The 13,376-nt window shown below is 55.8% G+C and carries 5 protein-coding genes; 4 read left to right on the plus strand and 1 reads right to left on the minus strand.

Annotated features, from left to right (window positions below; genetic code table 11):
• The first annotated feature begins 1,096 nt into the window (after positions 1 to 1,096).
• From RIB44_00545 to RIB44_00560, 4 genes are all read left to right on the plus strand, one after another.
• Positions 1,097 to 4,315 (plus strand): PEP-CTERM sorting domain-containing protein, encoded by a 3,219-nt coding sequence (locus RIB44_00545; protein ID MEQ8615061.1) that lies wholly within the window; start codon positions 1,097 to 1,099, stop codon positions 4,313 to 4,315.
• A gap of 190 nt (positions 4,316 to 4,505) precedes the next feature.
• Positions 4,506 to 5,246, plus strand: coding sequence for a hypothetical protein (locus RIB44_00550; protein ID MEQ8615062.1), 741 nt, complete (start codon positions 4,506 to 4,508; stop codon positions 5,244 to 5,246).
• A gap of 516 nt (positions 5,247 to 5,762) precedes the next feature.
• Positions 5,763 to 9,662, plus strand: a complete 3,900-nt coding sequence (locus RIB44_00555; GenBank protein ID MEQ8615063.1) for a carbohydrate-binding protein — start codon at positions 5,763 to 5,765, stop codon at positions 9,660 to 9,662.
• A gap of 109 nt (positions 9,663 to 9,771) precedes the next feature.
• Entirely contained in the window at positions 9,772 to 12,420 is a 2,649-nt protein-coding gene (locus RIB44_00560; GenBank protein ID MEQ8615064.1) for a M14-type cytosolic carboxypeptidase, read from the plus strand.
• 261 nt (positions 12,421 to 12,681) lie between these two features.
• Here RIB44_00560 and RIB44_00565 read toward each other — a convergent pair whose 3' ends face one another.
• Entirely contained in the window at positions 12,682 to 13,341 is a 660-nt protein-coding gene (locus RIB44_00565) for a M15 family metallopeptidase (GenBank protein MEQ8615065.1), read from the minus strand.
• Positions 13,342 to 13,376: the final 35 nt, after the last annotated feature.

Raw genomic sequence — 13,376 nt, forward strand, 5'->3', positions numbered from 1 at the left:
TTTGCTGTCCCTCAGCCAAAGAACATAATCGAAGTCTATTCACATCATATAATCTGACCAACGCGGTATCACTTTGAAAGAGAACGCCATGGACATACAGGTCACATTATCTGAACAAGAAGCAGAGCAATTGAAAGAACTCTCATCTGCTCTGGAGATCGATACTGATGAAACCATTCGAACGATGCTGAGGACTCACCTCTCGGCAGGGCGTACGCTTAGCTTCAGTCCTGGTCAGTCACTCAGCTACGAAGAAGCTGTCGAAACTGTTCTCAGTTGTATCTGGAGTCACAAGGGCACGTTTATGCAGTTACGTCTAGGAAACGATCCTGGAGAAACCGCAATATCGCGCCTACTATCTGCCCTTCGACTTCTGTGGCATCGTTACCGAGAAAAGACTTCAATTCCAAATCCTATTTGCCATGCTGCGGCTTCGATTCTTCACTTTCGAGACGAAGCAAAGTCAAATCTGCTTGAAAGCGGTTCGGAAGCCAGATACAGATTGCTCGAATCGCTCGCGGAAATTGGCATGGCTGCATTCAACCTGCTCTCTGGTGCAAACGCTGATTCGAATGAGGTGTGTCGAACCGACTTAGGTGAACGAGCGGGTAGCATCGACAGTCGACCGCTAGAACCGTAGCCACTTCGCAAAACTCAGCCCGGTCGATTGTCGGTGTGCGCAGCACAGGAGGCAAACTCGCTCGACCTCTTGGACTTCGACCACCGACAATCGGCCGAATCGTGCGTCAGGAGAGGCAAAGTCAACTGCGGCCGACTGTCGGTGCTAGCCGATTCTGCAATCCACTAGCGACGGTGCCTCTAAGCCTCTGTTCTAGTTGAACTTACGAGGATTCTGCCACCATCGCCACGACAACCCGCACCGCGTTTTCCGCGGTTTTTATCATTTTTCCATACCAGAATCCGCCTTCTCGTGACTTACCTAGCATAACGGGCGGAATGGCAGAGACATTATCTTTGATGCGAGGCTGAGTGTTCTCTTCAGCTCCTATGCTTCAACCCCGTGGTGTGACGCCACGTGATGCCGTTGCCCACTCTTCGCTAGGGAAAACCGGCTTTGCTAGGAAAAAACGGATTCATGCGAACACGATTCAGCTTTTCGAGATTCATCCTGCAGCTGGTTGCCAGCTTGACGCTAGCCGTGAACTGCGGCCAATTAGCCGAGGCCCAGCAGAAGTCGCCCGCACCGATTTTGCAGTGGTTCGAAGCGTCATGGGAAACCATTGAGCACCGCACGCCCGATCTCTTCATTGCCGGGTACGGTTCGCTGTGGACACCGCCGCCGGGGCGGTCGGTTTATCTGCCTCAGGGGGGTGGAATCGGCTACGACCCTTACGATCGGTTCGATCTTGGTGCACCGCGTGACGAGACACTCTACGGCACCGAGGCGGGTTACATCGCGGCAATTCGCGAAACGCAAAAGTTTGGCGGCAACGTGTTCGTGGATTACGTGCACCATCACCTTGGTTCGTTCGACTTGGGGATCAACGGCTACACCTATCCGCAGGCGCTCATCAACCAGGGGGCGCCCTACCTGCAAGACCGCGCGGATTACCCCGGGTTTGAACTCTCCGACCCGAACAACTCCGTCACCAGCCAGTTCCATCGCGATACTTACGCAGCACTTTATGGCGCCAACGCGGGGCAGACGCCGTTTGGTGATGTGTTTGAGTACTGGTTTCGGCTCGGTGAGAATTTGGTGACGATCGACTTGGCGAGCAACCGTGCGTTCGTCCGCCATCCGGTTCCAGGGGAGTCGCAAAACATCCGAGAAGCTTCCGGTGCTTGGGCTTTCCCAACGACGGCGATTTTCCCCGACGGAAAAGTGGGCTCTTCAACGATTCTCCGCCAAGCGAATGTGCCGACCGACGAGAACCGTCAGTTCTATCCCGACCTAGACGGCCCTTCCCGCACGGTGATTGATGACGGCGTCACCTACACCGTTTACGACTTCAACTTGAACGACCTGGGCCAAGGCGACCCGGTCGCAGAGACGAACCGTGCGTACATGATGCGTTACGCCCAATGGCTGACGCAGGTGGTGGGCGTCGACGGGTTGCGGGTGGATGCGGCTCGGCATGTACCGCTGGGGGATTTCAACTCGGCCTACAATCCGCAGTCGCTGGACATCCCCAAGCTGGTCGACCGTGCCGTGGCCGGTTCGAGCAGTCGATTCAACCTTGATGGAACGCAGCGGGACGTTTTTCAGTTCCAAGAAGTCTTCGACTACAACGCGGGCACTCTGGCGTCGTTCGTCCGCAAAACGCAGCCCGCGGGCGACACGGTCAATCCGAACCGCGACGTGCTCGACTTCAGCCTGTGGGCGGCGATGGCGAGCAACATGACCGGCGATGGGACTGCGAACAACTGGTTCAACATTCGCTCGGCAAGTGTCAACGCGACGATCAACGGCACGAGCGACCCGAACATCGCGAACAACGGGGCCAACGGCATCGGCTTCGTTTACAACCATGACGAAGGCGTCTCGCCGCCGGGGCTGGGGGCCAGTATCGTCCTCGATAACGTCGCCCACGCCTGGGTGCTGATGCGGCCTGGCAATGCGTACGTCTATTACCGCTCCGATGAGTTCGATCGCAGCGACAACAACCTGTTCTTTCTTAAGCAAGGACGCGGGGACGCCCTCGGGGGTACCTTTGGCAACATCATTACCGACCTGGTCGACCTGCGCAATAGTTACGGTCGGGGCGACTTCGTGGAACGCTTTATCGACAACGCGTTCTCTCAGCCGCAGGATCAGAAGAGTGCAATCTACGTCTTCGAGCGCGAAGGCTCGGCGCTGGTTGCCTTGAACGTCGGTTTCAACCCCGGCGCAACCAGTCGCACGGTAAACACCACGTTCCAGCCGGGGCAGTGGTTGGAAGAAGTTACCGGTAACTGGCAAGACCCTTCCGGGCAGGTACGTCGCTACACGGTCGTTGACGGTAGCCAACAGGCGACAGTCGACATCCCGTGGAACAACGCTGGCAATGGCAACAAGGGCTACGCGATCTACGGACTTCCCCGACCGCGTGGCACGCTCTCGCTCACCAACGTCACGCAAACGCTTGATGAAACGCCAAACGCCGCCACCAACGGCACGGCACGCATAGCTGACATTGCCGTGGTGACCGCCGACTCGTTTGACGTGACGCTCGCCACCGATGCGGTGACGCTCGACGGCGGAGTCCTCGGCACGTACCGCGACGTGCACGCCGATGGCAATCGGGCACTGCTGCGGATTAACGAGGGCTTCGACGCCAACGGCAATGGCGTGGCCGACTATCCGTCGAGTGCCGCCTCGAACGAAACCCAGTACGGCTTCGAAGAGTTCCTCACCGTCAATTCGCCCGGCTTCACTAGCCCCAGCGGCAACGGCTTTTACACACAGACCGTCGACGCCACGCAGCTGAGCGAAGGTTATCACTACATCACCACCCGTGCGTGGCGTGCCCCGCGACCGGGCGAGAGTGAAGTGTTCACCGACTTCCGTCAGACGGTTTACGTCGATCGGCTGGCACCGGAAAGCGTGATCGCTTCCACGGAGCAGTTCGGCGCGCTCGACACCACCCGCGACTTCCAGGTGCAATCGGTCGACCAAACGGCCGAGGATGTCCACGTATTGCTGAACCTGCCGGCGTCACTCACCGATGCGGAGATTCTCAACCTGGTCAGTTCAGGCAATCTGGCCGAGCAGATCGATCGCGACCTGTTCAGTTGGGTCGAGTCCGACGTGATCGATGGCAATCACGTGGCAACCGTCGTCACGTTTGAGATCACCGGCAACTTCAGCATCGACCGTTTCACGGGACTTCGCCAAACAACAAGCCTTGGCCTAGGGTTCGGAGACCTCGACGCCGACAACCTATTCGAGACAGCCGACATCGACGCTTTCGAGTCGATCTTCCTCAGCGAGAACACGCTGTTCTCTCCCGCGGCAGACCTCACCGGCGACGGCTTGGTGCTTGTGGACGACTTGTTGGCCCTCGGCAATGTCCTTATGGACGGCGGCGCTGACCAGGCAACGCTTGACGCGTATGCCGCCCTGACCAACGAACTGCTCTTCCCCGGCGACTTCGACACCGACGGCGACTCTGACGGCCAAGACTTCCTCCTCTGGCAACGCGGCCTGTCGCCCACGCCCTTGAGCGGCAGCGACCTGGCCGCCTGGCAAACCGAGTACGGCAGCAGCGCAGCCAGCGCCGCGGGCAGTGCTGTGCCGGAGCCTGCAGGATTGGTGCTGCTGTTGCTCGGCTTTGCGAGCGCGGGCGTTGCGAGACAACGACGCAAGCGTAGGTAAGGTGCTTGGCTTGAGGCGCCAGCCCAGAGCAGTTAGTCTGAGACCAGAAAAGGTGTGATCTATAGCAGCTTTCTCTTGGTTCGAAACGTCTCCACAGCAATACTCGCTCCATCAGTTCCTTTCAGTTCATCAATTCGGCGTGTAGAACAATACGCGTGCATGTTCTTCTCAAGACCGAAAATCGCATCAATTGGCATCAATAACCAAAGCAGGCTATTATCGTTTTGGAGAAAGGCAGAACCCACCCCACATGATGCTGGCCGCTTCTTGCGGATACACAATTTTGAACTTCAGAACAAACGAGAAACGTCAGTTTACACTTGCGCAAGGCTTGCTTTACGTCACGACGATCGGATTGTTGCTAGGCATCCTTGGGGCATGCGACAGATCTAGTACCGCTGGGAGTCTCGTAATCTTTATCGCGATTCGGGTCCTGGGCATGGTCGTGGTCGCCGGGGTTGTGGGGATATTCACCGGAAGCTTTTGGAAGTGCATGATTGGTGCCTTCCTAGGTGTTTTGATGGGAGATCTTGCGTGGATTGTTGTTTGCCTTGGCATGGGTGCCAGTATCAGTTTGAACAGCATGTCCTCTAATCCGCTTGTTGGAATTGGGCTTATTACCTGCTCGTGCGCGACAGCTCCGAACCGAACTCGAGTATTAGGCGTCGGTTTTTTGCTGTCTTGGTTTCTGCCCATCGTCGTGCTGATCTGGGGGATGGTTGACCTCTCCATAGAGGCTGAGAACTCGAACACTCAAGGACTCGGGTTAGCTGGTGTAGTGCTTTTCATTCTTTCGCTCGTAGCAATCTTTACTGGTTGTATCGGTGCGATAATAACGAGATCGCTATTTGAAATCGTGGAGCGAAGATTCATTCGCAACAACCAATCAGATCAGGCGAACGAAGTACAAACCCCTGGTGATGTCGAATAGTAACAGCCTGGTGGCATTGCTTGCGGGTCAAATCGGCGTCGACTGGACTAGTACGAATTGCCTTCGTTTCGTTGGTTTCTGTGCTCCTACAAACGGACCAAAGACTTCGACAGCAATTTATTGCGAGATTACAATATGCGTATGAACAGATACAGCCCCCTCCGACTCTTCGCCCTGCTCTTTCCTCAGCGGTTCCATCGCAGCGCCGGCGCAGACGCTTTTCTTCTCCGACCAGATGAATGTCGGCACCGGCTGAGAGTTCTAGCACTCTAGGGGCATTGTCCCCCTCTGCTTCCATTTCTCAAAAGTTGGCATCACTCAGTTCGCACGGCGAGAACAGAGTCGGAATAAGTTCTGCAACGATTATCGTTTTCCGAAACTTTGCGTGTCTGGCAGGGATGCACTAGAATAGAAACCTCTGGCGACGCTTCGGGAGTATTTCTAACGACTCGCGTTAGTACGAGCAGTGTCACATCGCCGCGGATTTCATTCTTCTGCAAGGTACCGAGGGCAAAGATGCCGCGTCACATCCGACGACACATTTCAGGGGTTCGCTCCGCACGTTTGTTACGATACGAGCCGCTCGAAGAGAGGCGTCTGCTAACAACTTTTTACGTCGATGGAGAAAACGGTAGTGACCTGCAAACCGTTGGATCGATGGAGCAACCTTTCGCCACAATCTCGCAAGCGGCGGCTTTCGCTCTCCCTGGAGATACGGTGTCAATCCGTGCTGGCGTATACCGTGAGCAGGTAAGCCTTTCACGTTCCGGGACCCCTTCTGCCCCGATCACTTTCGAAGCGTACAACGGTGAGGAAGTGTTGGTTACGACGACTGATCTGCTGACCGGATGGACGCTCTCGAGTGGTAATATTTACCAAACAAGCTTCGATTCCAACGTCCGTGGCCGAAACAACATGACATTGTTTATCGAGGGCCAACTAATGGACGAGGCGCATTGGTCAGACCTCGGTGGCAACATCGATCGACTTGATAACCAGACATGGGCGTCGATGAGTTCAGGCACTCGAACGACGATCACCGACACCGCACTAAGAAACATGTCTGCTGATCGATGGGTCGGCAGCTTTGTGCAAGCACAAACAATTGACTGGTCGATCGAGGTCAAGCGAATCGTCGACTTTACAAGCAATGGGACGAGCGGCACGATTACCGTCGAAACTCCGTTCTTTTACGATCCGCGGGCCGGCGACCGCTACCTCATTTACAACGATCTCGACGCACTCGATGCGCCCGGTGAATGGTACTTTGATGAAACAGCCGACACGCTTTACGTTTGGGCCCCGGACGGCAGCGACCCTGACATGCTCCAAGTTGAAGCGAAAGGCCTTCGTGATGAAGCCTTCGACCTCAATGGCCACGACCACATACATATCCGTGGGATCGACATGAGGGGCGGCGATCTTGACATGAGTGGTTCCAGCCACATCTTGCTCGAAGGCGCCCATATTCAAATGCCCGATTACGGCTTCGGGCCTGAGGGCAGCGGTGGCGTGCGGTCGCTGATTGTCGATGGATCGTTTAACACGATCCGCGGCAACGAGTTTGACGGCGTTCATGGCACGGCAGTCTGGTTGGAGGGTTCGAACAACGCGATCTACAACAATTACTTTCATGACATCGGCTATAACAATGTCAACGGTGCGGCATTCAGCCTACGCACGGAATCCAACGAGAACCTCATCAGCCACAATACGATGACGCGTGTTGGCAGGGCGGCCATCGGTGGGCCAGGTGGTCAACGCAACGTCATCCAATACAACGATTTTTCTCAGATCGGGTTGATGTCTGGCGACGTTGGCGCTCTTTACTTTGCCAATAATTCGCTTGGCAATATGACGATCCACCATAACGTGCTGCACGATATCGATCGTTACAAAGCTTTTGGAATCTATTTTGATAATTATTCCACTGACGCCGCGGTCCACCACAACATTACCTTCAACACGCAAGACAGGGCAGCTGCAACGAATCGTCCGAACAGCTATGTCCTGTGGTTCAACAACACCCATTACAGCTCGGGAAACATCACAGGTTTTGGGGCCTCGGGCAGTAGTGGCACGGCGACTGGCACTAAGTTCTACAACAATATCCTATCCTCGATCGCCCCTGAATTACTCACGGGGACTAACCCTGCCGAAGAGAGCAATAACGTATTCACGACGAGCAGTAGCAACTTCGTGAACGCGGCGGCAGGCGACTTCCGCTTACTGACAACCTCTGCCGCTGTGGACGCAGGTCGCGAGATCGCTGGTATTACCGATGGTTTTGTGGGGTTAGCACCCGATGCCGGAGCTTTAGAACTCGGTGAGTCGATGTGGTCTTATGGACACGATTTCAGCCTGCCACCCAATCCCGTCTACCAATGGTCGCCGATTCCATTCACTAATCGAGTAGATAACCCAAGTTTCGATGCGAGCTTGTCATTCTGGACAACGACGAGCGGGTCGCCAACGCATTACAATGGCAATGCATGGAACTATCGCTTGGATGGCCTAGCTACGATTGGTTCCGGCTCGTTGCAACTTCAGCCAGGGGACCGAATCGAGCAAACTATCGGCAACCTGCTACCCAACACCACTTACCAGGTAAGCACGCGTGCTCGGCTTGTTGAAGATCTGCAACTAGAAGATTACGCCAGCGCATTGGGCTCATTCACAACGGGCAACCACCGAGGGGAAAACTACCTTGGCGGCATCGATGCGGGTGAGTGGGTCAGGTTTAAAAACGTCGACTTTGGCACGAGTATTCCACGCTTCGACCGTATCGAGATTGGCACTCAACAGAATTCCTCGCTCGATGTTCAACTGCGAATCGGTAGTCCGACGGGCCAGTTGATCGGCACGCTAAATGTGCCCAGCCGAGGCGAACCTTGGTTCATGACCCGCGAGGACATATCGTCGGTCACCGGAACGCATGATTTGTACCTGGTATTTCAAGGTGCTGGCGGATCAATCGGTAAGTTTGACCGCGTTCGCTTACTGCACACAAGCGTCGGCGAACGCGTTACGTTAGGCGTGAAGGACTACGGCGATCAGGCAACCAAAGACATAGGCGGCGCATACTGGGCCGACTCTCCTGAGGTACTGACCTTCACAACGGGTCCGAACGCGACTTCGGCGACCATTTTCATCGCGAAGCAAGGGGGTAACCTAAATGGTTACGTCGATGAGGTCGCCTTCACAGGCAATGCCTTTCAAGTCGTCGGTTTGCCAGGTGACTTCAACGGAGACACCCAGGTCGATGAAGAGGACTTGCCATTTTGGCAAAACGATTTCGGTCAAAGGGGAACAAGTGGTGGAGATGCCGACGCTGATAGCGATAGCGACGGTAAAGATTTCTTGATTTGGCAGCAAAACTTTGGTGTTGGAGTTCCCAGGGAGCTTATCGGCGAAACGATCGGCAACGGCTCGTTTGAGAACTTCGCGGGAGGCCAAGGCGCTCCGGAGCAAACAAATACGAACCGAGTCTCGGCCTCATTTGATACTTCAAACGTTACTGATACGCAGGTTGCGACAATTCCCGGCTGGACCGTATTCTTGGAACGGTATCTTGACGGAAGTTCAGGGAACGTGTTCGCCGGTTTCGACTCCGCTGAGAATCGCTCGTTGGACGGGACACGTTATGCTTTCGCCAACAAACGCTCGCGGGCAACACTGACATCGGATCCGGTCGCACACGCTACGCAGGCAGGGGACGAATTCACTCTGACATTCAACACGGGTAGCTTTACGAGCGATGATGCGGCATACATCGTTCGATTGCGCTTTGGAACCAACACACACGAGATCGATACCTTTACCGAAACGATTAATGGCAACGGCGTCACTCCAGCCTATTCACTGGCGAGAACTTATACTTACACAGCCACTGCGTCCGATGTCGGTGCGGCACCGGTTGTCGAGTTTGTTATCAACGCCGAACCAAACATCAACGGTACCCAGTGGTACGTGGATGCCGTGCGAATGGAAGTCAGGAACCGTGCGGCTCCCTCCGCATTTTCTTCATCGCTGGGCAACCTACAAGAATCGGTAGAATCAGCAGGATTCGCTGCCGCCCCGGTCGCCACAGACACGTATGAGACACCAATATCTGCTTTCAGGTCTGGTTCCAAAAACCAGGTATTAGCGGCCGCAATCGCAGGCTATCTCATTTCCGAGCGAGATTCTCCTATGGCCAAGACGGAAAGCGCGGAACCGTTGTATGCCTTTGAACTTCGAACTCGTTATAAGCGTCCCTCGGGAACCTCTGCATGGTCCGAGTGGGTTGACGAGAGCATGGCTGCTTACGGAGTTGCAACAGAAAAGCAAACGATACAAATCAGCCGTGCCATGAGCGAACTTTTTGAGATCGAATTTGACGGCTCGCTCGATCAAGACAACGTCATGCCGCCTTAGCGGTTTGTCAGGCTTGGGCAGCTGCTCACCGGCAGTCAGTGTTGCTCTACTGATCCGAGTAACCGCCAAGGTGTTTGAATGTAATTCTAATCACGATTGATAAAAAGGTATGAACAGACAAAGGCTTTTCCAATTCTTCGCCGTGCTCTACTTTCTCGGAGTTTCCACCGCAGCGCCGGCGCAGACGCTCCTCTTCTCCGACCAGATGAACGTCGGCACCGGCTGGGAGTTCTCGCACTTTGGGGGCATCGGCGTCCCCGAAGCGTCAGACACTAGCGATGCTGCGTTTGGTTTCGACTATTCAGCACTCGGCATCCCTGAGGCGCCCAATACCAACGTCGGCGACGCGGCGACGCGTGGGTTGCGGTTAGCGACGAATGTCCCCGGCGGTTGGGGGGGCGATCAGATTGCGGCGATCTATGAGGATGCCAGTTTCGCCGGCCAGTACACGGTGACGGTCGATGTTTGGCTCAACTGGGCGGCGATTGCCTCGGGCTCCGGAACCACGGAACACGCGGGGGTACTCGCCGGGTCGAAGGTCGACGATGCGCAACTCAGCTTCGCCCCCGGGCAAAACGGCGCTGGGGTACTCTTCAGCAGCGACGGCGACGCAGCCTGCGGCACCAGTGGGAGCGCCTGTGACTATATCCTGGTGAAGGACGGCGCTGAGCTTGATACCGCCAGTGGGCAGTACGGTGACCCGACGGCTACGGCAACCAATCGAGCGGGCTACAACGAGTCGTTCACCTCTGCCGGTTTGGATTTGCCGAGTTTGTTCCCGTCCTTTGATATCGCCGCGGATACGGGCGGATTGAACGCGACCGGCACGCAACCCGCGGGCACGCTCGGTTTCCAATGGGTTGGCGTCACGCTGCAAGTCGACACCGAAGCGACCGGAGCCGGGAGTGGAACCGATCTTGGTACCGTGCAAGTGACGCTTGAGAGTTATCGCTCTGGAAACTCTTTTGTTTTAGGAACGATCGATAACAGTATTGAGCAAGACCCCAGCGACGGCATCAATACCGGAGAGCAAGCCGCGAATCTTGAAGGCGGGATCGGCCTGATGATCACTGACTTCTATAGCAGCGCGGCAACGGATCCAGCGTTGGCATTTGCCCTGTTTGACAACGTGCGCGTTTACGATGGCTTGGCTTTTCCAACACCCGTGCTGGCGGTTCCAGAGCCCTCCGCGCTGGTGCTTGTTATGACTGCCGTTTGCTTATTCTCGTTTGCACGAGTGAACCGAAGTTCACGAAAGGCACTGGTCGGCTTACCGATCCTCGCAATGTGCTGCCTGGCAACGCAGCAGGCTCACGCGGTGTTGAATCTCTTCAGCGACAAGGACCACTACGCGCTCGCAAGTTGGTCCGGCGACGTGAACAACATCGACCTTGTTGCTCGCGAGAATCACCCCACCACCAATGGCTGGCGGTGGATGTACTTTGAGGCGACGGGCCTGAACGGTGCACAAACGCAGTTCTCCATCGATCAGGCGTTCGCCGGCGGGAACAGTGCGCTCAACAACCATGAAATGGTTTACTCGTACGATAACGAGAACTGGCTGTTCTTCGACAACAACCAGCGGAGCGGTAATCTCTACACGTTCTCAAACAACTCCGCGTTCACCTCGGACACGGTTTACGTTGCTTACGCGCAGCCGTATTCCTACGGACGTTCGGCGGCTCACACGGCTGCGGTTTTAGCGACGCCCTGGGCCGTGCCAACCGTCAGCGGCGACGCGAACGGCAAGATCGGCGAAACGCCACTCGCTTTCGACGATGTCGGACGGCTCGTGCCGAAGAAAGATATCTTCGCTTACCGAGTGACGAACCCGGCGACGGACTCCGCAGCCCCCAAGCGTAAAGTCATGCTGACGACCGGCATGCACTCGGGTGAAGTCTTGGGCACGCACGCGTTTGAAGGGTTGATCAACTGGCTCGTCTCCGACGACGCGCGAGCCACGCGCCTACGCGACGATGCTGAGTTCCTCGCCTATCCAACGCTCAACGCCGCCGGTCGTTTTGCGGGCACCAGTCGCGCAACGGTTGAGAATCCCACCCAAGACCCCAATGGCCGTTGGCATCCCACCCAGTGGGTTGGGCATGAAGACATTCAAGCCAACGGCGAAGCGATGATGGCCGACGTCGTCTCGACACCCGGCGGGTTGGACGCCTTTATCGACTTCCATTCGACCATCCCCTCGTCGATCGGCGACGACTTCGCGTTCATCGAAATCGACCAGGGTGATCACCTCGCCGACTGGTGGCTGGAATTTCAATCGCTGCAGCCCAACGTTTTGCAAACAGATTCCACTAGCACCGGCTGGACGGCTGCCAATTTCGGCGACCTAGTGCTAGGGGCCGAAGTCGACATCACCTTCGAGACCGAGTTCGGCAACAGTCGTCCGCTTTCTTACTATCACGACCTGGGCAAGAACTTCGGCATCGCGTTCTACAATGCCTGGATTCAAGTTGCGAACCCGGCCGACGGTGACTTCGACGAAGACGGCGACGTCGATGCCGCGGACCTGGGAACCTGGCAAAGCAACTACGGACTCGCGACGGGCGCCGAACACTACGAGGGCGACGCGACGGGCGATGGTGCTGTCTTCGGCGGAGATTTTCTCACTTGGCAGCAAGATTTCACCTTGTCGGCAGCGGTAGTGTCATCGCAAGCCGTGCCCGAACCGGCGGCGCTTCTCTCAGCGGTGCTGATGTTGGCTTCCCTAACTTATTTGCGTCGTAGGGCCATGGCTTAACGATATAGGCAATGGGTGCCACTGGCTCTGCCAGTGTTTCCTCTGTGCAAAGGCGATTTCTTAAACATCTTGGGGGCCTGAGCAACCTGAACAGGTAATAATCAACAAGCTGAGAGCAAGAATACACCAGCTTGCTGTCTAGCCTTACTAACGTTCTAGGATAGTGGTTCATTGTTGCAAATATCTGGCACTGGCAGAGCCAGTGGCACCCAGAATCTCGGTATTGCCACACGTTCACAAAACCTAGCACGGTTCAAACATCTACCTAATCGGAAAGTCAAAATACGTTTCCGGATAGGGCTCATCCTGCAAAGTAAAATGCCACCATTCTTTGTCGTAGGGACGGAAGCCGTGCTTCGTCATGATTTCTCTAAGCAAGAGTCGATTGGCCCGTTGCTGCGGAGTGAGCTTGGTGTTGTCGATCCACGACTCTCGACCGAAAAAATCAAACGGGGTGCCCATGTCCAATTCCTTGCGCGCATCGCCTTTCCCAAGCGAAACAATCGTCAGGTCGACCGTTGAACCTCGACTGTGGCCTGACCGGGTGGCAATATACCCCTGTCGGAAAAGGTCTCCTTTCGCCACTTCGGGATAGTACTTCTCTTTGGTTTGCTGATCCGATGCGTCTCGTGACCAGCGCACGAAATGGTCGACGGCCCTTTGCGGGCGATAAGCGTCGAACACTTTCAGCCCCAACCGGTAGGGGCGTAGCTCATCTTGCACTTGCTTCAGCGCTATGGCGGCCTCGCGCGTCAGCACGCAGCGAGACTTCTCATAGCCATCGACAGGGCGTCCCAAGAAGTTGTTCTTGGTCACATACCGAAGGTCGACCTCGATCGAGTGGATCTCTTTCGCGACGTCGACGAACTCCTCGGGCAGTTCCGACTCAGCGAGACAACTCGAAGGGAGCATCATCGACATAGAGGCTATGAGTAACCTGCGAACAAGGGGCTGCA

It is taken from the genome of Lacipirellulaceae bacterium, from assembly GCA_040218535.1.
GTDB lineage: Bacteria > Planctomycetota > Planctomycetia > Pirellulales > Lacipirellulaceae > Adhaeretor.